A 20,990-nucleotide genomic window follows, 5' to 3' on the forward strand; every position below is an offset into this window, starting at 1 on the left:
TCTGTTTGAACGTCCAGTCCGACATCACAGTTCGTGAGAACTGCCAGAGGGGCCCGGTCCTTGGACGTTATCAATGCGGGACGCCGGCGGCGCCCCGGGGACTAACTCACTCAGACCCGCCGGATGGCGCCACCAGGCGCACCAGCTGGTCGGGATCGATCAGAATCGAAACGGCGACACCTGCACAGACCAGCAACCCGGCCGCGTCGAGCCACGGGAAGCCATTGCGGCGTCCGTATAGCGCAAGACCGGCGATGGCGATGACGGCGGCGACCGCGAACAGCACGGTCACCACGGCAGGTGTCAGGGCTTCCGGGGCGACCTGCGTCCGCAGGGCGAGCGTGAGGCCGAGCAGGGCCGCGAGGGCGCCGACGACAGCAAGCTTCACCTGATCTGCAGACATGTCTTCCTCAAAGCCGTGCGGGGAGTCGTAGTGGCCGCGCCGACTGCGTTCAAGCGACGCAGGGCGCGCCGCCTTGTCGCAGGGGGAATCCGAGGGTGCGAGCATCGCGCCGCATGGAACTGCGCCTTGAAACAGCCGCTTGCGGAGGCCACGTTGTCGCGGGTAGCGTTTTGCAAAGCAATTGAAGCCTCGACGAAAGTTTCCATGCCGAAATCAGCCTCCTCCCGCGTCGCCAAGAAATCCGCCAAGCAGTTCCCGAAGCCCTCCGCCAAGCCGGCCAAGTCGCTGAAGACCGCCGCCAAGACCTCCGGCAAAGCGGCCGTTCGCAAGGCCGCGCCGGTCAAGCCCGCGGCAAAGCCGGCCAGGAAGGTCGCTGCACCGAAGCCGGCCAAGCTGCCGGAATGGAATCTCGCCGACCTCTACCCGGCGATCGACGCGCCCGAGGTCGCGGCCGATCTCGACAAGCTCGACGCCGACTGCGCGTCGTTCGAGCTGGACTATAAAGGCAAGCTCGCCGAACAGAGCGCCGGGGAAAATGGTGGCGCCTGGCTCGCAGGCGCGGTGAAGCGCTACGAGGCCATCGAGGATCTCGCCGGGCGGCTCGGCTCCTATGCGGGCCTGGTCCATGCCGGCGACAGCGTCGATCCGGTGAAGTCGAAATTCTATGGCGACATCTCCGAGAGGCTGACCGCCGCGTCGATCCATCTGCTGTTCTTCACGCTGGAGCTCAACCGCGTCGAGGATGCGGTTCTGGAGCAGGCGATGCAGACGCCGGAGCTCGGCCACTACCGGCCGTGGATCGAGGATCTGCGCAAGGACAAGCCGTATCAGCTCGAGGATCGCGTCGAGCAGCTGTTCCACGAGAAGTCGCAGACCGGCTACGGCGCCTTCAACCGGCTGTTCGATCAGACCATTTCGGCGCTGCGCTTCAAGATCGGCGGCAAAGAGCTGGCGATAGAACCGACCCTGAACATGCTGCAGGATCGCGCGCCGGCGACGCGCAAGACCGCCGCCGATGCGCTGGCCAAGACCTTCAAGGCGAACGAGCGCACCTTCGCGCTGATCACCAACACGCTCGCCAAGGACAAGGAAATCTCCGACCGCTGGCGCGGCTTCGAAGACGTCGCCGACTCGCGGCATCTGAACAATCGCGTCGAGCGCGAGGTGGTCGACGCGCTGGTGGCTTCAGTGCGCGCCGCCTATCCGAAGCTGTCGCACCGCTACTACAAGCTCAAGGCCGGCTGGTTCGGCAAGAAGAAGCTGCCCTACTGGGATCGCAACGCGCCGTTGCCGTTCGCCACGACCGGCACGATCGCCTGGCCCGAAGCCCGCAACATGGTGCTGACCGCCTACAATGCGTTCTCGCCCGAGATGGCGCGGATCGCCGAGCGGTTCTTCACCGATCGCTGGATCGACGCCCCGGTGCGGCCCGGCAAGGCGCCGGGCGCGTTCTCGCACCCGACCACGCCCTCGGCGCATCCCTATGTACTGATGAACTATCAGGGCAAGCCGCGCGACGTGATGACGCTCGCCCACGAGCTCGGCCACGGCGTGCACCAAGTGCTCGCCGCCGGCAACGGCGCGCTGATGGCGCCGACGCCGCTGACGCTGGCCGAGACCGCCAGCGTGTTCGGCGAGATGCTGACCTTCCGCCGGCTGTTGTCGCAGACCAAGAACGCCAAGCAGCGCCAGGCGCTGCTCGCCGGCAAGGTCGAGGACATGATCAACACGGTGGTCCGGCAGATCGCGTTCTATTCGTTCGAGCGCGCGATCCACACCGAGCGCCGCAGCGGCGAACTCACCGCGCAGCGGATCGGCGAGATCTGGCTGAGCGTGCAGGGCGAAAGCCTCGGGCCGGCGATCGAGATCAAGCCGGGCTACGAGAGCTTCTGGATGTACATCCCGCACTTCATCCATTCGCCGTTCTACGTTTACGCCTACGCGTTCGGCGACTGCCTGGTGAACTCGCTCTACGCCGTCTACGAGCACGCCCAGGAAGGCTTCGCCGAGCGTTACCTCGCGATGCTCTCGGCCGGCGGTACCAAGCACTATTCCGAACTGCTCGCCCCGTTCGGCCTCGACGCCAAGGACCCCAGCTTCTGGGACGGCGGCCTGTCGGTGATCGCCGGCATGATCGACGAGCTGGAGGCGATGGGGTAGGGCGGACAAGGATACCGTAAAACAAATGTTGAACGGATTGCCAAGCGCGTGTTATACAGATGTATGACACGCGCTTTTGTATTTTCAGATCGATTTTCAGCCGGCTTGGTTTTCCAATCCCCGCAACTGTGCGCACCCCATGAGGCCCACATGAAAATCGAGATCAAGAAGATTGGAAATTCCGACGGCTTGTTGCTGCCGAAGGAGCTGATGCAGCGGCTCGACCTCAAGCGTGGGCAGGAGCTGCACATCACCGAACTTCCCGGCGGTGGCTTTCAGGCGATGCCCTACGATCCGGACTTCGAACGGTCGATGGAGATCGCCGACGAGGTGATGGACAAATACAAGGACACGCTCGCCGCTCTGGCGAAATGACGGGGGCTGTCGATGAGCGAGCCATCCGAGCCGCTCTGGATCACTTACGAGCAGGCGATCGCGATGCATGCCCGGCAGTTGCGCCGCTTTGGCGGCGCGGCCGGCTTGCGCGATGAGGGAATGCTGCGGTCGGCGCTCGAGCGTCCGATCAACAAATGGCGCTATGAGCAGGCCGAATCGCCGGAGCTGGCCGCCGCCTATGCGTTCGGGCTGGCGCGCAACCACGCCTTTGTCGACGGCAACAAGCGGATCGCCTTCATGGCGATGATGGTTTTCCTGCACAAGAACGGCGTCGCCTTCGCGCCGGACCCGGCTCATGCGACCTCCATCATCCTCTCCCTCGCCGCCGGCGAAGTCAGCGAGCAATCGCTGACGCAGTGGATCAGGGATAACTGGCCGGCTGCTTGACCTGATTGGTGCACTGCATTCGTCGTGGCCGCGCTCGTCCCGCCTGCGCGGCCGAAGCCGCTTCGGCGCGGCGAAGGCCCGGCCAGCCACGCCTTTGGGGCATCTCCAGCAGCGAGGCGCGGATGACCGGCACAAGGCCGGGCATGACGGAACAGGCGGTGGCTAATCGCCGCCAATGGGGGAGCGTCCTAGGGCCGGAGGGATTTGCTCAGCCTCGAAACGTGGCTCGTGTCTTCCTTCTGCTCATCGCACCGCACCACGGAATCATCATCTAGCTGTTGCAAGCGCTTCGTAAGTGCTTGTTCTCCTCGCGTGTTCCGATCACACTGCGGTATGGGAGGAGCGGATAGACTTTGGGATGAACCCAAAGTGGCTAGGCTGTTAATTGCTGCAGTGCCGTTGCTCCCGCAATAAGATTGCGCTAATTGCATCCCCGCTTCTCGAACATTGTCCGGAGAGACGAATGGCAGAGCATCGCGAAGTCGCCTACACGACCGCCGCTGGTAACGACTACGCCGCGCATGAGCAAACCTATGAAGGGTTTATCAAGCTGGTGAAGTACGGCACCGTCGCCGTCATCGTGATCGTGGCGATGATGGCGATTTTCCTGACTTGATTTGTACTGGAGTGCGCCGTTACACGCGGCGCTCTCCTGGAGCAGGTCTCGGCAACGTGGTGTCCGGGTTGCCGTCCAGACTTGCTCCTTCACTGAACTGAGCGCGCATTCCGGGTCAAAACCGGTCCCACTTTTGCGGGGTGCGTGCCGATCTCGCTCGCTCACGCGCGTGCTTCGCGCCGCCGGAGGCCTCATGAAGATTGCTGTTGCCAAAGAACAAGACCCTGCCGAGCCGCGCGTCGCTGCGACGCCGGACACGGTGAAGAAACTCAAAGCGCTCGGCGCCGAGGTCGCGGTGGAGCCCGGTGCGGGCATCAAGTCGGGCCTGCCGGACGCCGATTTCGCCGCCGCCGGCGCCACCGTCTCGGCCGACGCGCTGAACGGCGCCGACGTCGTGCTGAAGGTGAAGCGGCCGGAAGCTGCCGAGCTCGGCGCCTACAAGCGCGGCGCGCTGGTGCTGGCGATCATGGATCCCTACGGCGCGGACGCCGCACTGAAGAGCATGGCCGATGCCGGCGTCACCGCTTTCGCGATGGAGCTGATGCCGCGCATCACCCGCGCGCAGGTGATGGACGTGCTGTCGAGCCAGGCCAACCTCGCCGGCTATCGCGCCGTGATCGACGGCGCCGAGGCGTTCGGCCGCGCCATGCCGATGATGATGACCGCGGCCGGCACCGTGCCCGCCGCCAAGGTGTTCATCATGGGCGTCGGGGTCGCCGGTCTGCAGGCGATCGCCACCGCGCGCCGTCTCGGTGCCATCGTCACCGCGACCGACGTGCGTCCCGCCACCAAGGAACAGGTCGAGTCTCTGGGCGCCAAATTCCTCGCCGTCGAGGACGAGGAGTTCAAGAACGCCCAGACCGCCGGCGGCTACGCCAAGGAAATGTCCAAAGAGTATCAGGCCAAGCAGGCCGCGCTCACCGCCGAGCACATCAAGAAGCAGGACATCGTCATCACCACCGCGCTGATCCCGGGCCGGCCCGCGCCGCGCCTGGTCACCGCCGAGATGGTGAAGTCGATGAAGCCCGGTTCGGTGCTGGTCGATCTCGCGGTCGAGCGTGGCGGCAACGTCGAAGGTGCGCAGCCCGGGCAGGTGGTCGAAACCGACGGCGTCAAGATCGTCGGCTACACCAATGTCGCCGGCCGTGTCGCGGCCTCGGCCTCGAGCCTCTACGCGCGTAACCTGCTGAGCTTCTTCGAGACCATGGTCGACAAGAACAGCAAGGCGCTGGCGGTGAACTGGGACGACGAGCTGGTCAAGGCGACCGCGCTGACGCGCGACGGCGCCGTGGTCCACCCGAACTTCCAGCCCAAGTCGGCTTAACGCGACCGCTAAGGAGAGTTGTGATGGAGCATATGGTTCAGGCGGTCGATCCGTTCGTGTTTCGGCTGTCGATTTTCGTTCTCGCCGTTTTCGTCGGCTATTTCGTGGTGTGGTCGGTGACCCCCGCGCTGCACACCCCGCTGATGTCGGTCACCAACGCGATCTCTTCGGTGATCGTGGTCGGTGCGCTGCTCGCGGTCGGTGTGTCGCTGGCCGGCAGCGATAACGGTCCGTGGTGGGCGCGCGGCTTCGGCTTCGTGGCGCTGATCTTTGCTTGCGTGAACATCTTCGGCGGCTTCCTTGTCACCCAGCGCATGCTGGCGATGTACAAGAAAAAGCAGAAGTGAGTAGGGGCCGTCGATGAACGCCAATCTTTCCGCATTTCTGTATCTGGTCGCCGGCGTCTTGTTCATTCTAGCGCTGCGCGGCCTGTCGTCTCCGGCCACCAGCCGTCAGGGCAACCTGATGGGCATGACCGGCATGGCGATCGCGATCGTCACCACGCTGGCCGGCCATCCGCCTGCTGATTTCCTCGGCTGGGTGCTGGTGATCGCCGGCATCGCCATCGGCGGCGGCATCGGCGCGGTGATCGCCAAGCGCGTGCCGATGACCTCGATGCCCGAACTGGTCGCGGCCTTCCACTCGCTGGTCGGCATGGCGGCGGTGCTGGTCGCGGCCGGTGCGTTCTATGCGCCCGCTGCGTTCGACATCGGCGAGCCGGGCAACATCCACGCCCAGAGCCTTGTCGAAATGTCGCTCGGCGTCGCCATCGGCGCCCTGACCTTCACTGGCTCGGTGATCGCCTTCATGAAGCTGTCGGGTCGGATGAGCGGCGCGCCGATCATCCTGCCGGCGCGGCACGCGGTGAACATCGCGCTCGGCGTGATCATGTTCGCGGCGATCATCTACATGGTCATCACGCAGAGCGAAGTCGCGTTCTGGGTGATCACCGCCGTCGCGCTGCTGCTCGGCATCCTGATCATCGTCCCGATCGGCGGCGCCGACATGCCGGTCGTCATCTCGATGCTCAACTCCTATTCGGGGTGGGCCGCGGCCGGCATCGGCTTCACGCTCGGCAACTCGGCGCTGATCATCACCGGCGCGCTGGTCGGCTCCTCGGGTGCGATCCTGTCCTACATCATGTGCAAGGGCATGAACCGCTCCTTCATCTCGGTGATCCTCGGCGGCTTCGGCGGCGAGACCGCCGCGGCGGGCGGCGGCGGCGGCGAACAGCGTCCGGCCAAGCTCGGCTCGGCCGACGACGCGGCCTTCATCATGAAGAACGCCCAGAAGGTCATCATCGTGCCGGGCTACGGCATGGCGGTGGCGCAGGCCCAGCACGCCCTGCGTGAAATGGCCGACACGCTGAAGAAGGAAGGCGTCGAGGTGAAGTACGCGATTCATCCGGTCGCCGGCCGTATGCCGGGCCATATGAACGTGCTGCTCGCCGAAGCCAACGTGCCCTACGACGAGGTGTTCGAACTCGAGGACATCAACTCCGAGTTCGCGCAGGCCGACGTGGCGTTCGTGATCGGCGCCAACGACGTCACCAACCCGGCTGCCGAAGACGACAAGACGTCGCCGATCTACGGCATGCCGGTGCTGCAGGTCTGGAAGGCCGGCACCGTGATGTTCATCAAGCGCTCGCTCGCCTCCGGCTACGCCGGCATCGACAACCCGTTGTTCTATCGCGACAACACCATGATGCTGCTCGGCGACGCCAAGAAGATGACCGAGAACATCGTCAAGGCGATGAACCACTGAGCTTTCGCAACGGCGAAAACGTCAACGCCCGGCCGCAAGGCCGGGCGTTTTTGTTTTTCGGCGATGGCTGACGCCACATCCGTCATTGCGAGCGAAGCGAAGCAATCCATAGCTCGGTGCACGGTGCTTCTGGATTGCTTCGTCGCTGAGCCTGTGCCCGGACGGCGCGAAGCGCCGATCCGGGTGCTTCTCGCAATGACGGAGCGCGTGGTTGCTCACCCCATCGGGTGCATCACGCAGAGCTTGTTGCCGTCGGGATCGCGCAAGTAAGCGAGGTACAGCTTCCGCTCGCCCATCGCGCGCACGCCGGGCGGGTCCTCGCAGGGGGTGGCGCCATTGGCTACGCCGGCGGCGTGCCAGGCGTCGGCTTCCTCCTGCGATTTGGCGAGGAAGCCGATCGTGCCGCCGTTGGCGGCGGTCGCCGGCTCGCCGTTGATCGGCTTCGACACCGCGAAGGTCCCGGTCTTGGTCCGGTAGAAGATCCGGTGCCTATCGACCACAGCGGGCGCCACGCCGAGCGTGCCGAGCAGCTTGTCGTAAAACGACTTGGCGGCTTCGAGGTCGTTAGTGCCGATCATGACGTGTGAAAACATGGCGTTCCTGTCCTTTTCTTGCAGTTCTTCATTGAGGTGGGACGGCAATGGCACAAGCCGGATATGGCGTGCCGTTCGCTTTTAGCACCGTTCCGCCGGCATGCTCCACGCAGCGTTTGCGATCGGGCGCAACCCTTGGTGGATTTCGGCGCGCCGTTGCCTAATCGGCGCCTGTGCGCGACTATCCGGGCTTCCATCGCCATCGGACGCGACACCATGGCTGCGTCTGCGACACGGTGGGGGCGCCGGCCCTCTGCCGATGCTCGTGGGCATTCTCCCTTTGCGGCGCTTGCGGGAATTGGCCCTGACATGTCTGATCTGGTTGTTTTCGGATTTGGATACAGTGCTCGATACTACCTTGCGGCCGATCGCGCACGGTGGCGCGAGGTGGTGGTCACTGTGCGTGACGAGGCGCGCGCGACTGCGCTGAACGCGCAGGCCGGCGGCGGTGTCCGCGCCATCGCATTCGACGGGGCCGGACCGTCGGCCGAGTTGGCCGCAGCGCTCGAACAGGCCGACGCACTTCTTGTCTCGGTGCCGCCGGGGGACGACGGCGATCCGGTGCTCGATCGCTGTGCGGACATGCTGGTCGGCGCCGGCCGTGTGCGGGACATCGTGTATTTGTCGACGCTCGGCGTCTACGGCGACCATGATGGCGGTTGGGTCAACGAGAGCAGTGACTGCCGCGCCACCGAGCGCCGTTCGCTCAGGCGTGTCGAGGCCGAGCGGGGCTGGTCAGCGCTTGGTTCTCGCCTCGGCGCCTGTGTCAGCATCCTGCGGCTCGCGGGCATTTACGGGCCCGGACGCAGCGCGTTCGAGACGCTGCGGAATGGCAACGCGCGGGTCGTCGACAAGCCGGGCCAAGTCTTCAATCGGGTTCATGTCGAGGACATCGCGCAGGCGATCAAGGCTGCATTCGAGCGGCGGGCCGGCGGACTATTCAACGTCGCCGACGACCTGCCGTCGCCGCCGGGAGATCCCATTCTGTTCGCCGCCGGGCTGCTGGGAATGAAACCGCCCCCGGTGGTCCCGTTCGAATTGGCTCGACAATCTATGTCGCCGATGGCGCTGAGCTTCTATTCGGCGTGCCGCCGGGTTCGCAACGACCGGCTTAAAGCGCTGCTCGCCGTGCAATTGCGTCACCCCAATTATCGCGACGGCCTTGCGTCGATCCTCCGCGGCTCGTAGCGGCGGCTGCGCACGGGGCACGCCCCGGATGCGCCGTGGGGCCTGTTCAGGCTGGTAAGTTCGATGGTACCGATGTCGAGCTGCCAACCCGAAGATGAGGGAAATGCCACACCATGACACTCGCCGCCAAGTCCGATGTTCAGATCGACAATGACGAGGTGCGGGTCACCGAATGGCGGCTGGCGCCGGGCGCCGCCACCGGTCACCACCGCCACGGCATGGACTACGTCATCGTTCCGGTGGCGGACGGCACCATGACCATCGTGGCGCCGGACGGCAGCCGCTCGACCGCCCAGCTCCAGGCCGGCCAGTCCTATTTCCGAAAGGCCGGCGTCGAGCACGACGTGCTCAATGAATCCACAGCCGAGATCGTATTTCTCGAGGTCGAGCTCAAGGCTTAACTGCGCGTTAAGGCCCGAGGCAGAGCTATAGACACGCGACGCGGATGGCGTCGGGCGGGCGCGTCCGATGTCACCGAGAGGTCGCAGTTGATCCCTGAATCAGCCTCAAATATCGAGCATCAAGCGCACGGGGAAGAGGCCCGTTCATGCTGAAATACATCACCGAAAAACTGATCGGGCAGATTTTGCCGTCGGTGGTCGCCACCGTGCTCGGCGCCTATGTCGTGAACGTCTACATCGTCAGGCCGAACACGGCGCCCGCCGCCCAGGAAACCCGCACCGACTCGGCCAAGGCCGAGCCCGCGAAGCCGGCGTCCGCCGCCCCCGCGATGAGCGCCGCGATTCCCGAGGCCGAAAAGGCCGACTTCATCAAGGCCGATCCGGTCAAAGCCGACGCGAAGGCGAAGGCTGCGGACAAGCCGTCGCTCCGTCACAGCATTGCCCGCGATAAGGCCGCGGCCGAGAAGGCTGCCGCCGATAAAGCGGCTAACGACAAGGCTGCGGCCGACAAGGCGCTCGCCGACAAGGCCGCGGCGAAGCCGTCGCTCGCCACCGCGACGCCCGACCCGAAGGCTTCGGAAGATCGCCGCGAGGCCGCTCGCGATCCCAACGACGTCGTCCGTGCCGCGGTCGAGCGGCTGCGCGCCGCCGAGCAGAGCAAGCCGGCGACCGACGTCGCGGCCCGCGCGCCCGAGCCGCTGAAGGCGCCCGAGACCGTCAAGGCCGCCGAGCCGTTGAAGACCGAAGCGCTCCGCATTCAGGAGCCGCCGCGCAGCACCGGCGCGCTGCAGCCGTTGCCGCCCCCGGTGAACGTCGCGGGCCCGGCCGCGAATGCGACCGCCGGAACGAGCATCGTCGGCGCCGCGCCAGTGCCGCGGACGGTGGACGCGAGCTACGATGCCTCGCGGATCACGCCGCCGGCCGACATTCCGTCGGCGATCGAGACGGCTCCGGCGCAGAAGCCGTCGGTGGTCGATGATGTGCTGTTCGGCGCGAAGTCAGTCTTCCACGCGGTGCTGCCGCGGTGATTTCCGAAGCGTGATTCTTCGCTCGCAGGCTTGCTGATCTGCTGATGCCCGGGCTGGTCCCGGGCATTCTTGCGTGAGCCAGGCACAGCGGCGAACCAGGCTCACTCAGCCAAGCAGATGGACTGTGCCCCAAACGCAAAACGCGGGCGCAGGGCCCGCGTTTGAAATCGGATCGTCGAAGGCGAGCGGCTGATTAATCAGCGCGGGCCGCGCGGGGCACCAGCGCCAGCGCCGGCACCAGCAGCGCCGGGGCGACGGTCGGCGCCGAAAGCCGGCTTCGGCTTCATCGGCAGAAGGCCTTCGCGCTGCAGCTTCTTGCGGGCCAGCTTGCGGGCGCGGCGAACGGCCTCGGCCTTTTCTCGGGCCTTCTTCTCGGACGGCTTCTCGTAATGACCGCGGAGCTTCATCTCGCGGAAAATGCCCTCGCGCTGCATCTTCTTCTTGAGCGCCTTGAGAGCTTGATCGACGTTGTTATCGCGAACGAGAACCTGCACGCGGCATCCTCTTTTCAATCAACCGGAATGTGAAATCTGGCGGGCAGGGGGCGACATCGGCCGTTTCCCTCACCTCAGGCGCGCGGATATATCAGATAGGTCCGGGCATGTCCACAGCGCCCCCGGGCCCGTCAAAGGTATCTCGTAGCCGTAAAAAGACTTTTCCGAATCTTTTTTTAGTTCCAAGAGGCATTGGAACCCAAGGTTCCAGATTGCACGCGGAAGATGAAAGATTGGGAAAGCAGGAGCGCCGATTATGAGTTTCCAGAAATATGCGGCCGAATTCATCGGTACGTTTTGGTTGACCTTCGCGGGATGCGGCAGTGCCGTGATTGCAGCGGGTTTTCCGCAGGTCGGCATCGGCCTGGTTGGCGTCTCGCTCGCGTTCGGCCTCAGCGTGATCACGATGGCCTATGCGATCGGGCATGTGTCCGGCGCGCACCTTAACCCGGCTGTGACCCTTGGTCTGGCCGCGGGCGGCCGGTTTCCGGCGGGCCAGATCGTCCCCTATGTCATCGCCCAGGTGGTCGGCGCCGTCGTCGCCGGCGCCGTCCTCTACGTGATCGCCAGCGGAACCGCCGGTTTCGATCTTGCCAAGGGATTCGCCTCGAACGGCTATGGGGAGCATTCGCCGGGCGGCTACAGCCTGACGGCCGCTCTCGTCAGCGAAGTGGTGATGACCATGATGTTCCTGTTCGTCATCATGGGCGCCACCCACGGCAAGGCGCCAGCCGGTTTCGCGCCGCTTGCCATCGGGCTGGCGCTGACGCTGATCCATTTGGTCAGCATTCCGGTCACCAACACCTCGGTCAACCCGGCGCGCAGCACCGGTCCTGCCTTGTTCGTCGGTGGATGGGCGATCCAGCAGCTGTGGCTGTTCTGGGTGGCGCCGTTGATCGGCGGCGTGCTCGGCGGGCTGCTTTACCGCTGGCTCAGCCCCGATTCGCCCTCCGGCGTCATCGAGGGCAATCGGAGCTGACCTTCACGATCGAGGCGGAGGCATCACGTCTTGTGTGAAGTGTCCGCCTCGACCACTGTGACGTGGCCCATCTTGCGGCCCGGTAGGGCGGTGCGCTTGCCGTAAAGATGCACCGTCGCGCCCGGCACCGTCAGCCACTCCGCATAGTCGTCGACGTCATGGCCGATCAGATTGGTCATGGTCACGGTGCCGTGGCGCAGCGGCTGGGCCAGCGGCCAGCCGGCGATCGCCCGGATATGCTGCTCGAACTGCGACACCGAGGCGCCGTCCAGCGTCCAATGCCCGGAATTGTGCACCCGGGGCGCGACCTCGTTGACCAGCACTCGTGCGCCACTGCCGTCCGGCACCACGAACATCTCGACGCCGAGCACGCCGACATAGCCGAGCGCGTCGGCGATGCTGGTGGCGATTCGCCGGGCTTCTTCGGCGATCGCGTCGCTGACCGGGGCCGGGGCGTGCGACACCTTGAGAATGTGGTCGCGATGCTCGTTCTCGGTGACGTCGTAGCAGACCACCTGGCCGTCGGCGCCGCGCGCGGCGATCACCGAAACTTCGCGCTCGAACGGCACGAAAGCTTCGAGAATGGCGGCCCGGGTTTCAAGGCGCTGCCATGCGGCCTCGGGATCGTCTCCCTCGCGCAGTATCGTCTGGCCCTTGCCGTCGTAGCCGAAGCGGCGGGTCTTCAGCACGGCCGGCAGGCCGAGCTTGGCGATCGCGGCGCGCAGTGTCTGCGGCGAGGTGACGTCCGCATAACCCGCGGTGCCGATGCCGAGCTTGCTGACGAAGTCCTTTTCGGCCAGCCGGTCCTGGGTGGTCTCCAGGATCTTGTAGTCCGGCAGCACCGGCGTGCGGGCGGCCAGCACCAGAGCGGCAGAGGCCGGCACGTTTTCGAACTCGTAGGTGATGACGTCGACGTCGGCGGCGAACATCTCCAGCGCTTCGACATCGGCGTATTCGGCGCAGGTCGCGTTCTGCACCACGTCGAACGCCGGCGAGTCCGGATCGGGCGAAAACACGTGGCAACGCAGGCCGAGCCGCGCGGCGGCGAGCGCCAGCATCCGGCCGAGCTGGCCGCCGCCGAGAATGCCGATGGTGTCGCCGGGCTTGAGGACTTTCTGGGTCGGGCCGCTCACGCCGAGCCCTCCGGGCGTTCGGCGATCGCGTCGGTCTGCTTCGTCCGCCAGGCGGTCAGCCGCTGCGCCAGGGCATCATCGCCCAGCGCCAGCACGCTCGCCGCCAGCAACGCCGCATTGATCGCGCCGGCCTTGCCGATCGCCAGCGTCCCGACCGGGATGCCGGCCGGCATCTGCACGATCGAATACAGCGAATCGACGCCCGACAGCGCCTTCGACTCGACCGGAACCCCGAAAACCGGCAGCTCGGTCAGCGCTGCGGTCATGCCCGGCAGATGCGCCGCACCGCCGGCCCCGGCGATGATGACCTTGTAACCAGCGGCTTTCGCCGCTTTGGCGAAGCCGTAAAGCCGGTCGGGTGTGCGGTGGGCGGAGACGATCCGAGCCTCATGGGCAACGCCGAGCGCGGTCAGGGTTTCGGCGGCGTGCCGCATCGTTTCCCAGTCCGACTGGCTGCCCATGATGATCGCAATGGGGGCTGTCATTCGAGCGATTCTTTCGCGAATCCAGAAGCATAAGAGGGGGAATATAGAGCCGGCCACCAACTGCGGCCAAGGCGCCGGGAATGCACTATCCTTTCTTGGTGAAGACCGGCAAGGGTTGTGGTGGCTCTCACGTTGATTCTGATGAAAAAGACGCCCCCCCGATCCCTGGCGGCGCGGCCCCCCGGGCGCAAGACCCGGACCGGCGCGGCTGCCAAGAAGCCGGCGCGCACCGCCAAGCCGCTCGCCGAGCCGCCCGGCAAGCCTGCGCCGCGCAGCCGCGTGGCGTCTGGTCGGGCGCCGGTCGGCGCCGAGGCGAAGATCCGGCGGCTGAAGGCGCAGCTTGCGGCCGCGCTGGCGCAAATCGACGAGCTCCGCGCCTCCGCCGACACCGATTATCTGCTTGGCATCGCCAACCGCCGCGGGTTCGAGCGCGAGCTCGACCGTGCACTGGCCTATATCAAGCGTTATGACGCCAGCGGGGCGCTGATCATGCTCGACGTCGATGGCCTCAAGCCGGTCAACGATCGGTTCGGCCATGCCGCCGGCGATGTCGTGCTGAAGGCCGTGGTGGAGGCGCTGCTCGGCCACGTCCGGGCGTCGGACCTGATCGGACGGCTCGGCGGCGATGAATTCGCACTTCTGCTGTGGAACCTCAGCGAAGCCGACGCCCGCAAGAAAGCGGCGGCGTTGGAAGAAGCGGTGGACCGGCTGCCGATCCAGTTCGGCGCCCACACCGTGTCGGCCGGCATATCGGCCGGCGTGGCGATGCTGACCGGTGACATGGATGCGGCCGAGGCGCTCGCCAGCGCGGATCGGGCGATGTACGTCCGCAAGGCGCAGCGGCGCGCTGCGTCCGGCCGATCGGTCAGGCGATGATGTCGGGCGTGATCTGATCTTCGATGAACGCGATGCGGTCACGCAGCGCCAGCTTGCGCTTCTTCAGCCGCTGCAGCCGCAACAGATCGGGGGCCGGCGAATGTTGCAGCGCATCAATCGCCGCATCGAGATCGCGGTGTTCCTGCTGCAGCTTCGCGAGCTCGGCACCGAACTCGCCTTCGTCTTCGTCGGTCATGACCTGGAACAGCTTGGATAGGTCCACGGAGCACGGACCATCGCGGGAGAGTGGGAACGGTTTCGCCCGATTATCGCCTTTGCGCTCTGTGTGAGCAAGCGGCGCAGCTGCATCGTTCGTCGAACGAGACCTTAGGCGAAACAATCATTGCGAAGACGTTAACACGCCGTCAGCCGAGAATGGCCGGCGCCACAATCGCGGCGAGACTGTGCGTGAACCGTGTAGCTGTGCGTCGCAGCACGTGTATCTCCGCGCGCGTATCGACCGGGCTGATCCAGAATCGTTTCAGTCAGCCGAGTAATTGTGACGCAGATATTTCAAAGCCATCGACAGCCGCGCTGAGAGATGTACACTCACTCGTCCGGATGGAATCTAGTCTCACTCACAGAGGAGGTTTCGTATGGCACTTCAGTCGCATCTCGTCGAACTTGAACGTAAGCACAAAGTTCTAGAGTCCCAACTGCACGAAGCGCTCGCCCATCCCTCCACGGACGATATTCGTATCGCCGAGCTGAAACGTCGCAAACTCATGGTACGGGACGAAATCAACCGGCTGAAGCAAGGCTCTGCCACGATCCACTGACCGAACTGCTGCAGCACATCGCATCGTTGCGCGCATGTTCGGCGCTTAGGCGCTGATAGCATCGCAACTAACGAGGTCTCGCAGGGCACGTGACGGTCTCCGGTCTGCGCCATCTATCCGGGACGCTTCGGCGTCGGCGCATCGACCGGGGATCTGCCACGGTGCAGTACCTGGCGATCAATTGGCCGATCATCGGCCGCGCTGATCAACGGCTCGCGCGATCATCTTCCTCATATTTGCTGATCTGACCCTCGCGCATCAGGCGCGATCGGCTGCTTGCGCCAGGTCGACCACATAATCGGCGATCGCCAACGAGGCGGTCAGGCCCGGCGACTCGATCCCGAACAAATTGATCAGACCGGCCACGCCGTGCTCGCGTTGGCCCTGGATGACAAAATCCTGTACCGCGACGGCAGGCGGAACAATCTTTGGTCGAATTCCTGAGTAGCCCGGCGCCAGCGCGCCGTCGGGCAGGCCAGGCCAATATTTGCGGATGGCCGGATAGAACCGCTCCGCCCGCGCCGGGTCGACGACGTAGTCGATGTGGTCGATCCATTCGACGTCCGGCCCGAACCGTGCCTGGCCCGCCAGGTCCAGCGTTAGATGCACCCCAAGTCCACCGGGCTCCGGCACCGGATAAATCAGGCGTGAGAAAGGCGCACGGACGCCGCAACTGAAGTAATTGCCTTTCGCCAAGTAAGCAGTTGGGATCTGCGCCGGCGGCATCGGAGCGATTGCGCCTGCTATCGCCGGCGCGTTCAGTCCCGCGGCGTTGATCAGCAAGCGGCATCCCAGCGTCATCGGGGCCTCGCCGCCGACTTCCAGAACCAGTCCGTCGGCGCCGGCCGTGGCCCCGAGCAATGGCGCATGGAAGGCGAAAGCCGCGCCGGCATCCTCCGCGTCGCCGCGCAGCGCCAGCATATAAGCATGGCTGTCGATGATTCCGGTCGACGGCGACAGCAATGCCGCAACGCAGGTCAGCGCCGGCTCGAGCGCACGCGCCGCCGCGCCGTCGAGCACGCCGAGATCGTCGACGCCGTTCGCCGCCGCATGGGCCCGGATCGCCGCGAGCTTGTCCGCTTCTGCCGACGTCGTCGCAACGATCAGCTTGCCGCAATTGCGGTGAGGGATGCCGTGCTCGCGGCAATACGAATACAGCGCCTGTTTGCCGGTGACGCAGAACTGCGCCATCAGGCTGCCGGCGCGGTAGTAGATTCCCGCATGAATGACTTCGCTGTTGCGCGATGACGTGCCGGTGCCGATGCCCTCAGCGGCTTCCAACACGATCACTTCGCGTCCCGAGCCCGCGAGCCGCCGCGCGATTGCCAGGCCGACCACCCCGGCGCCGACCACGACGCACTCCACCGTATCCATCACCGCCGCTCCGTCACACCGCTTCGAGAAGAGCGGAGTGTTATCGGAGGATTAACCATCGGACGTCAATTGATGAAAGGACGGCACGATCTGGATGACAGACCTGCGGTGTTTACGCGTTCAAAATGAGTTGCAGGCCAGATTCCATCAGAAATTGTTGGGTGTTGCATGGTGCCGAGGGTTTGGACGACAAGCAGCGGGGCAGCGTCAGCTGCGGCGGTGGCTTGGCTGTTCGCCTCCAGCACCGTGGCGTTGGCTGAATCCGGCTTTCAGCCGACCAGCTATGTGGGCGCGCTGGAGCCGGAGCTGGTCTGGGAACTGCTGATCGGCGGCCTGGTGCTCGCCTGCGCCACCAGCGGAATCGCGCTGTGGGCCACCGCTGTGATCCGCCGTCAACGTCGCGCCGAACGTCGCAAGAACGTGCTGGTCGATTCCATGCTGAACAAGCTGCAGCAGGGCGTCGTCATCATCGACGCCAAGGGCCGGCTGGTGTTCTGCAACGATCCCTATTTGGAGATGTACGGTCTCTGCCGCGCCGACGTGCGGCAAGGCATGGACGGTCGCGATCTGCTGGCGCTGCGCCGGGCGCGCGGCATGCTCGATCTCAGCAACAAGGAGTTTCTGAGGAGCGCCGCAACGCCGGAGGGGCTCATCAGCGAACTGCCGGACGGCCGCTTCATCCAGGTCAAGTTTTCGAAGCTCGCCAATGGCGGCACGATCTCGACCCATAACGACTGCACCGAACTGCGCCGGATCTCGAAGCAGCTTTCGACCACCAGCCAGTTCCTGGAATCGGTGATCGACAACATTCCGGTTTGCGTGGCCGCCAAGAGTATCGAAGACGGGCGCTACATCCTGGCGAACCGCGCATTCGAACGACTGTCGCGGCTGCCGCGCGAAAAGATCATCGGCTCCACTGCCGAAGATCTGTATGCGCCAGAGTCCGCGGCGGCGATCCGGGCTGCTGATGAAGCGGCACTCGCCTCGGGTAAAGGCGAGTATCGCTCCGACCTCGCGATCGCACTCGGCAATCGCAATGTCGTCCTCGCGTCGGAGCGCGTCGTGGCCCGCAACGAGCGCAACGAACCCGAATTCATCATCGCTCTGTTCCAGGACGTCACCGACCGTCTGGCGCTGGCGCGCGAACTCGACAAGACCCGGAAATTCCTCGAGCTGGTGATCGACAACATCCCGGTCGGGCTCACCGTTCAGAACAGCGGCACCGGCCGCTACGTGCTGGCCAATCGCGGCGCCGAAGTCATCCTCAACCGCCGCCGCGAAGACGCGCTCGGTCTGACCTCGGGCGAGATCTTCAATGCCAAGGAAGCACGGCTGATCGCCGAGCGCGACGACCTCGCGATCCGCAAGGGTGGGCTGATGGTCGAGGAGCATCCGATCAGCACCAAGGACGGCCTCCGGCTGTTCGTCACCCGGCGCATCACGGTCGCCGACGAGGCGGGCGCCGAAAACTATCTGATCAAGACCCATGTCGACGTCACCGACCGCCGCCAGACCGAGGCGCGGATGGCGCATATGGCGTATCATGACGGCCTCACCGGCCTGCCCAACCGGCCGGCTTTCCTGAAATCGCTGTCGCAGATGATCGAGGCCTGCGACTGCTCGGCCGACGAGTTCGCGGTGCTCACCGTCGATCTCGACGGACTGGCTGAGATCAACGACGTGTTCGGTCACGCCATCGGCGACAAGCTGCTGGTCGAGGTCGCGCATCGGATCGAAGCAGCCTCGCGCGGCGGCGTGGTGGCGCGGCTCAGCGGCGATGAATTCGGACTGCTGATCGACGGCGCCCAGCCGGCTGCCGGCTATGAGCTCGCCCAACGCGTTTTGCACGAACTCGCCACCGGTTTCGAGATCGAAGGCAAGAGGGTCCGCACCGGCGCCACCACCGGGATCGCGCTGTTCCCGCGCGACGGTCGCGATGCCGCCTCGCTGCTCGCCAACGCGGGCGCGGCACTGTTTCGCGCCAAGGGCCGCGCGCGCGGCACCATCAGCGTGTTCGCGCCCGAAATGGACATGCAGATCCGCGGCCGCCGCGCATTGCATCAGGATCTGTCGAGCGCGATCCGCAACGGCGAACTGTCGCTGCACTATCAGCCGCAGGCGTCGAGCAGCAAACAACTGGCCGAGAGTAACGTCGTCGGCTTCGAGGCCCTGGCGCGGTGGCTGCATCCGAGCCGCGGCTTCGTGCCGCCGTCCGAATTCATCCCGCTGGCGGAAGAGAGCGGCCTGATCGTCGAGATCGGCGAGTGGATCCTGCGCGAGGCCTGCCAGCAGGCGGCGTCGTGGCCGAAGCCGCTGCAGATCGCCGTCAACCTCTCGCCGGCGCAATTTCTCAACAGCGATCTCGTCACCTTCGTGCATCGCGTGCTGCTCGAGACCGGGCTGCAGCCGGGGCGGCTCGAGCTCGAAATCACCGAAGGCGTGCTGATCGAGGATTTCGAGCGGGGCCTGTCGCTGCTGCGCCGGCTCAAGGCGCTCGGCGTGCGCGTCTCGATGGACGATTTCGGCAGCGGCTACTCGTCGCTGACCTATCTGCAGGCGTTCCCGTTCGACAAGATCAAGATCGACCGCGCCTTCATCATGAACCTCGGCCGAAACGTGCAGTCGGCCGCGATCGTGCGCGCCGTGATCGGGCTCGGCCACGGTCTCGGCGTGTCGCTGGTGGCGGAAGGCGTCGAGACCCAGGAGCAGCTCGACTTCCTGGTCGACGAAGGCTGCGACGCGGTTCAGGGCTATCTGATCGGCCGCCCGGCACCGATCGACGACTATCCCTGGCTGATCGGATTGCCGCCGCGCGCCGGCAGCTCTGTCGCCCGGTCGCGGCAGGTGAGCTGATCGCCCACCTGCTTTCGCGCAGCTTCGGCTCTGTCAGTTCACGCCTTGGCCTTGTCGGCGCTGCTGCCGAACGCCACCGGCGTCTGCGGCCGCTCATCGACATGCAGCGTGAACAGGTCCGGCCGCGCATAGTGCCCGACCGCGTCGAAATCCAGCGTGGCGCCGAGAATGTCGTCGGTGTCGATGTCGGCGGTGAGGATGCCTTCTTCGTCGAGCAGCGGGCCGGCGAGCACTTCGCCGAGCGGCCCGACGATCACCGAGCGGCCGTGCATCATCCACTCGTCCGCGCCCGCCTCGATCCGGCTGGCGTAGTCGGCCGGGAAATCCGAGCGCCGCATCACCTGGCAGGCGCCGATCACGAAGCAGCGGCCTTCCAGGGCGATGTGGCGCATGGTGGCGATCCAGCTCTCGCGGTCGTCGGCGGTGGGCGCGGCCCAGATCTGCACGCCCTTGGCGTAGTACGCCGCGCGCATCAGCGGCATATAGTGCTCCCAGCAGATCGCGCCGCCGAGCCGGCCGTACGGCGTGTCCACCACGGTGAGGGTCGAGCCGTCGCCGAAGCCCCACACCAGCCGCTCCGAGCCGGTCGGCATGATCTTGCGGTGAATGCCGAGCAGGCCGCCCGGCGCCAGATACAGCGCCGTGCAATACAGCGTGCCGCCCTCGCGCTCGATCACGCCGACCACGGCGTGGATATCGTGCTCGGCGCAGGCGGCGACGAGCTGGTCGACTTCGGGCCCCGGAATGGCGATGGCGCCGCGGACGTAGCGGGCGAAGTCCTCACGGCCTTCCGGCGTACGGCGACCGACCGAGCAGCCGAAGTCGAGGCCCTTCGGATAGCCGCCGATGAAGGCTTCGGGAAACACCGCGATCTGTACGCCCTTGGCGGCGGCTTCGCCGAGCAGCGCGACGGTGCGGGCGGTCGCGGCCGCGGCGTCGAACGGAATGGTAATCGCCTGAACGGCCGCGACTTTCAACTTGGCCATCTGATGAGTCCTTATGATGCGGTGGTGGGAGTGATCTGCGCGTCCCGCCACAGCGGACGGTCGAGATCGAACAAATCGCGGGTGCGGGTGTAGGCGGAGGCGCCATGCATCCTGCCGACGAGATCGAGCGCGGCGGGATCGACGCGCGGGCGCTCCGGATCGCCGGTCAGGACGTGCTGGGCGTAGTGCGCGTGGAGCACTTCGCCGACCACCATCACCTGGCCGGGGCCGGTGTCGAGCCAATGCGTGCGGCGGCATTCGAACGCGACCGGCGAGGCCGCGATGCGCGGCGGCCGGATCGCGACGCTCGGGAGGGTTTCCAATCCTGCGAGATCGAGTTCATCGATCTCGGGCGGAGCTTCGACGCAGGTGGCGTTCATCGCCTCGACCAAACCGAACGGCACGAGATTGACGACGAATTCGCCACTCGCGCGGATGTTTGCGGCCGTATCCTTCGGCGCGTCGGGGCGCGCCAAAATGCCGAGTGCGATCACCGGCCGGTCAGAGCCGAACATGTTGAAGAACGAGTAGGGCGCCGCGTTGATGCAGCCATCGGGCGCACAGCTGACGACCCATGCGATCGGGCGTGGCATGATGGTCGAGGCCATCAACCGGTAGCGATCCGCGCCGGACATCTGGGCGAAGTCGAAGTGACGCTGCGGTGGTGATACCAAGTCGTGCATTTTGGCTAACGGTTCTCGTCATGGCCGGGCTCGTCCCGGCCATCCACGTTCTTACTTGGGGTAGTCGCTCAAAGGCGTGGATGGCCGG

General features: G+C 65.6%; 23 protein-coding genes. 14 read left to right on the top strand and 9 right to left on the bottom strand.

What is annotated here, in order from left to right:
• Nucleotides 1-106 precede the first annotated feature (106 nt).
• Complete coding sequence (locus LPW26_RS09850; protein ID WP_238734739.1) at nucleotides 107-403, bottom strand: hypothetical protein; 297 nt, start codon at nucleotides 401-403, stop codon at nucleotides 107-109.
• A gap of 204 nt (nucleotides 404-607) precedes the next feature.
• On the opposite strand from LPW26_RS09850, the gene LPW26_RS09855 reads away from it, so the two are divergent.
• The 7 genes from LPW26_RS09855 to LPW26_RS09885 all read left to right on the top strand — a co-directional run bounded on the left by LPW26_RS09855 (nucleotide 608) and on the right by LPW26_RS09885 (nucleotide 7,050).
• Nucleotides 608-2,563 (top strand): M3 family oligoendopeptidase, encoded by a 1,956-nt coding sequence (locus LPW26_RS09855; protein ID WP_238734741.1) that lies wholly within the window; start codon nucleotides 608-610, stop codon nucleotides 2,561-2,563.
• A gap of 150 nt (nucleotides 2,564-2,713) precedes the next feature.
• Nucleotides 2,714-2,938, top strand: coding sequence for an AbrB/MazE/SpoVT family DNA-binding domain-containing protein (locus LPW26_RS09860; RefSeq protein WP_238734743.1), 225 nt, complete (start codon nucleotides 2,714-2,716; stop codon nucleotides 2,936-2,938).
• A 12-nt stretch (nucleotides 2,939-2,950) separates the two neighbouring features.
• Complete coding sequence (locus tag LPW26_RS09865) at nucleotides 2,951-3,346, top strand: type II toxin-antitoxin system death-on-curing family toxin (RefSeq protein ID WP_238734745.1); 396 nt, start codon at nucleotides 2,951-2,953, stop codon at nucleotides 3,344-3,346.
• 463 nt (nucleotides 3,347-3,809) lie between these two features.
• Nucleotides 3,810-3,962 carry an aa3-type cytochrome c oxidase subunit IV gene (locus LPW26_RS09870; protein ID WP_238734747.1) on the top strand — a complete coding sequence of 51 codons (153 nt, stop codon included), beginning with the start codon at nucleotides 3,810-3,812 and terminating at the stop codon, nucleotides 3,960-3,962.
• A gap of 193 nt (nucleotides 3,963-4,155) precedes the next feature.
• Nucleotides 4,156-5,286: a Re/Si-specific NAD(P)(+) transhydrogenase subunit alpha gene (locus LPW26_RS09875; RefSeq protein WP_238734750.1), complete on the top strand. Its 1,131-nt coding sequence runs from the start codon at nucleotides 4,156-4,158 to the stop codon at nucleotides 5,284-5,286.
• Nucleotides 5,287-5,309: 23 nt separating this feature from the next.
• On the top strand, nucleotides 5,310-5,633 hold the full coding sequence (locus tag LPW26_RS09880) for a proton-translocating transhydrogenase family protein (protein ID WP_238734752.1): 324 nt from the start codon (nucleotides 5,310-5,312) through the stop codon (nucleotides 5,631-5,633).
• A gap of 13 nt (nucleotides 5,634-5,646) precedes the next feature.
• On the top strand, nucleotides 5,647-7,050 hold the full coding sequence (locus LPW26_RS09885; RefSeq protein ID WP_238734754.1) for an NAD(P)(+) transhydrogenase (Re/Si-specific) subunit beta: 1,404 nt from the start codon (nucleotides 5,647-5,649) through the stop codon (nucleotides 7,048-7,050).
• Between the two features lie 215 nt (nucleotides 7,051-7,265).
• Here LPW26_RS09885 and LPW26_RS09890 read toward each other — a convergent pair whose 3' ends face one another.
• The gene (locus LPW26_RS09890) at nucleotides 7,266-7,643 is read right to left on the bottom strand and encodes a VOC family protein (protein ID WP_238734756.1); all 378 of its coding nucleotides are present in this window, start codon (nucleotides 7,641-7,643) and stop codon (nucleotides 7,266-7,268) included.
• Nucleotides 7,644-7,661: 18 nt separating this feature from the next.
• Between LPW26_RS09890 and LPW26_RS09895 the strand changes: the two genes are divergently transcribed.
• From LPW26_RS09895 to LPW26_RS09905, 3 genes are all read left to right on the top strand, one after another.
• Nucleotides 7,662-8,831 (top strand): Rossmann-fold NAD(P)-binding domain-containing protein, encoded by a 1,170-nt coding sequence (locus tag LPW26_RS09895; protein ID WP_238734758.1) that lies wholly within the window; start codon nucleotides 7,662-7,664, stop codon nucleotides 8,829-8,831.
• A gap of 113 nt (nucleotides 8,832-8,944) precedes the next feature.
• Complete coding sequence (locus tag LPW26_RS09900; protein WP_238734760.1) at nucleotides 8,945-9,232, top strand: cupin domain-containing protein; 288 nt, start codon at nucleotides 8,945-8,947, stop codon at nucleotides 9,230-9,232.
• A 146-nt stretch (nucleotides 9,233-9,378) separates the two neighbouring features.
• A complete protein-coding gene (locus LPW26_RS09905) occupies nucleotides 9,379-10,260 on the top strand; it encodes a hypothetical protein (RefSeq protein WP_238734762.1) in 882 nt (293 codons plus the stop codon).
• A gap of 197 nt (nucleotides 10,261-10,457) precedes the next feature.
• Here LPW26_RS09905 and rpsU read toward each other — a convergent pair whose 3' ends face one another.
• Nucleotides 10,458-10,754, bottom strand: coding sequence for a 30S ribosomal protein S21 (gene rpsU, locus LPW26_RS09910; RefSeq protein ID WP_238734764.1), 297 nt, complete (start codon nucleotides 10,752-10,754; stop codon nucleotides 10,458-10,460).
• A 256-nt stretch (nucleotides 10,755-11,010) separates the two neighbouring features.
• Here rpsU and aqpZ point away from each other — a divergent pair, with 256 nt between their 5' ends.
• Nucleotides 11,011-11,733, top strand: coding sequence for an aquaporin Z (gene aqpZ, locus LPW26_RS09915; RefSeq protein WP_238734766.1), 723 nt, complete (start codon nucleotides 11,011-11,013; stop codon nucleotides 11,731-11,733).
• Between the two features lie 23 nt (nucleotides 11,734-11,756).
• On the opposite strand, the gene LPW26_RS09920 is transcribed toward aqpZ, so the two are convergent.
• On the bottom strand, nucleotides 11,757-12,866 hold the full coding sequence (locus LPW26_RS09920) for a 5-(carboxyamino)imidazole ribonucleotide synthase (protein ID WP_238734768.1): 1,110 nt from the start codon (nucleotides 12,864-12,866) through the stop codon (nucleotides 11,757-11,759).
• On the bottom strand, nucleotides 12,863-13,351 hold the full coding sequence (gene purE / locus LPW26_RS09925) for a 5-(carboxyamino)imidazole ribonucleotide mutase (RefSeq protein WP_238734771.1): 489 nt from the start codon (nucleotides 13,349-13,351) through the stop codon (nucleotides 12,863-12,865). Before purE ends, LPW26_RS09920 begins: the two co-directional genes overlap by 4 nt.
• 141 nt (nucleotides 13,352-13,492) lie before the next feature.
• Between purE and LPW26_RS09930 the strand changes: the two genes are divergently transcribed.
• Nucleotides 13,493-14,227 (top strand): GGDEF domain-containing protein, encoded by a 735-nt coding sequence (locus LPW26_RS09930; RefSeq protein ID WP_238734773.1) that lies wholly within the window; start codon nucleotides 13,493-13,495, stop codon nucleotides 14,225-14,227.
• Here LPW26_RS09930 and LPW26_RS09935 read toward each other — a convergent pair.
• Entirely contained in the window at nucleotides 14,217-14,423 is a 207-nt protein-coding gene (locus LPW26_RS09935) for a YdcH family protein (RefSeq protein ID WP_238734937.1), read from the bottom strand. The genes LPW26_RS09930 and LPW26_RS09935 overlap by 11 nt on opposite strands.
• Before the next feature lie 400 nt (nucleotides 14,424-14,823).
• Between LPW26_RS09935 and LPW26_RS09940 the strand changes: the two genes are divergently transcribed.
• The gene (locus LPW26_RS09940) at nucleotides 14,824-15,006 is read left to right on the top strand and encodes a YdcH family protein (RefSeq protein ID WP_238734776.1); all 183 of its coding nucleotides are present in this window, start codon (nucleotides 14,824-14,826) and stop codon (nucleotides 15,004-15,006) included.
• Between the two features lie 258 nt (nucleotides 15,007-15,264).
• Here LPW26_RS09940 and LPW26_RS09945 read toward each other — a convergent pair whose 3' ends face one another.
• The gene (locus LPW26_RS09945) at nucleotides 15,265-16,380 is read right to left on the bottom strand and encodes an NAD(P)/FAD-dependent oxidoreductase (RefSeq protein ID WP_238734778.1); all 1,116 of its coding nucleotides are present in this window, start codon (nucleotides 16,378-16,380) and stop codon (nucleotides 15,265-15,267) included.
• Between the two features lie 168 nt (nucleotides 16,381-16,548).
• Between LPW26_RS09945 and LPW26_RS09950 the strand changes: the two genes are divergently transcribed.
• Complete coding sequence (locus LPW26_RS09950; RefSeq protein WP_238734780.1) at nucleotides 16,549-19,233, top strand: sensor domain-containing protein; 2,685 nt, start codon at nucleotides 16,549-16,551, stop codon at nucleotides 19,231-19,233.
• Between the two features lie 38 nt (nucleotides 19,234-19,271).
• Here the strand turns inward: LPW26_RS09950 and LPW26_RS09955 are convergent, their stop codons facing one another.
• Together LPW26_RS09955 and LPW26_RS09960 are read right to left on the bottom strand one after the other, a co-directional pair.
• Nucleotides 19,272-20,219, bottom strand: a complete 948-nt coding sequence (locus LPW26_RS09955) for a carbon-nitrogen hydrolase family protein (RefSeq protein ID WP_238734782.1) — start codon at nucleotides 20,217-20,219, stop codon at nucleotides 19,272-19,274.
• A gap of 11 nt (nucleotides 20,220-20,230) precedes the next feature.
• On the bottom strand, nucleotides 20,231-20,902 hold the full coding sequence (locus LPW26_RS09960) for a flavin reductase family protein (RefSeq protein ID WP_238734784.1): 672 nt from the start codon (nucleotides 20,900-20,902) through the stop codon (nucleotides 20,231-20,233).
• Between the last annotated feature and the right edge of the window lie 88 nt (nucleotides 20,903-20,990).

This window comes from Rhodopseudomonas infernalis (assembly GCF_022271405.1).
Taxonomy (GTDB): domain Bacteria; phylum Pseudomonadota; class Alphaproteobacteria; order Rhizobiales; family Xanthobacteraceae; genus Rhodopseudomonas; species Rhodopseudomonas infernalis.

Excerpts from the sequence above, each read along its gene's own strand:
- LPW26_RS09900 (WP_238734760.1), top strand. The coding sequence starts at position 8,945 with ATGACACTCGCCGCCAAGTCCGATGTTCAGATCGACAATGACGAGGTG.
- LPW26_RS09870 (WP_238734747.1), top strand. The coding sequence starts at position 3,810 with ATGGCAGAGCATCGCGAAGTCGCCTACACGACCGCCGCTGGTAACGAC.
- aqpZ (WP_238734766.1), top strand. The coding sequence starts at position 11,011 with ATGAGTTTCCAGAAATATGCGGCCGAATTCATCGGTACGTTTTGGTTG.
- LPW26_RS09875 (WP_238734750.1), top strand. The coding sequence starts at position 4,156 with ATGAAGATTGCTGTTGCCAAAGAACAAGACCCTGCCGAGCCGCGCGTC.
- LPW26_RS09890 (WP_238734756.1), bottom strand. The coding sequence starts at position 7,643 with ATGTTTTCACACGTCATGATCGGCACTAACGACCTCGAAGCCGCCAAG.
- LPW26_RS09940 (WP_238734776.1), top strand. The coding sequence starts at position 14,824 with ATGGCACTTCAGTCGCATCTCGTCGAACTTGAACGTAAGCACAAAGTT.
- LPW26_RS09885 (WP_238734754.1), top strand. The coding sequence starts at position 5,647 with ATGAACGCCAATCTTTCCGCATTTCTGTATCTGGTCGCCGGCGTCTTG.
- purE (WP_238734771.1), bottom strand. The coding sequence starts at position 13,351 with ATGACAGCCCCCATTGCGATCATCATGGGCAGCCAGTCGGACTGGGAA.
- LPW26_RS09850 (WP_238734739.1), bottom strand. The coding sequence starts at position 403 with ATGTCTGCAGATCAGGTGAAGCTTGCTGTCGTCGGCGCCCTCGCGGCC.
- LPW26_RS09960 (WP_238734784.1), bottom strand. The coding sequence starts at position 20,902 with ATGCACGACTTGGTATCACCACCGCAGCGTCACTTCGACTTCGCCCAG.
- LPW26_RS09930 (WP_238734773.1), top strand. The coding sequence starts at position 13,493 with ATGAAAAAGACGCCCCCCCGATCCCTGGCGGCGCGGCCCCCCGGGCGC.
- LPW26_RS09955 (WP_238734782.1), bottom strand. The coding sequence starts at position 20,219 with ATGGCCAAGTTGAAAGTCGCGGCCGTTCAGGCGATTACCATTCCGTTC.
- LPW26_RS09865 (WP_238734745.1), top strand. The coding sequence starts at position 2,951 with ATGAGCGAGCCATCCGAGCCGCTCTGGATCACTTACGAGCAGGCGATC.
- LPW26_RS09860 (WP_238734743.1), top strand. The coding sequence starts at position 2,714 with ATGAAAATCGAGATCAAGAAGATTGGAAATTCCGACGGCTTGTTGCTG.
- LPW26_RS09950 (WP_238734780.1), top strand. The coding sequence starts at position 16,549 with ATGGTGCCGAGGGTTTGGACGACAAGCAGCGGGGCAGCGTCAGCTGCG.
- LPW26_RS09880 (WP_238734752.1), top strand. The coding sequence starts at position 5,310 with ATGGAGCATATGGTTCAGGCGGTCGATCCGTTCGTGTTTCGGCTGTCG.
- LPW26_RS09945 (WP_238734778.1), bottom strand. The coding sequence starts at position 16,380 with ATGGATACGGTGGAGTGCGTCGTGGTCGGCGCCGGGGTGGTCGGCCTG.
- LPW26_RS09905 (WP_238734762.1), top strand. The coding sequence starts at position 9,379 with ATGCTGAAATACATCACCGAAAAACTGATCGGGCAGATTTTGCCGTCG.
- LPW26_RS09855 (WP_238734741.1), top strand. The coding sequence starts at position 608 with ATGCCGAAATCAGCCTCCTCCCGCGTCGCCAAGAAATCCGCCAAGCAG.
- LPW26_RS09935 (WP_238734937.1), bottom strand. The coding sequence starts at position 14,423 with ATGACCGACGAAGACGAAGGCGAGTTCGGTGCCGAGCTCGCGAAGCTG.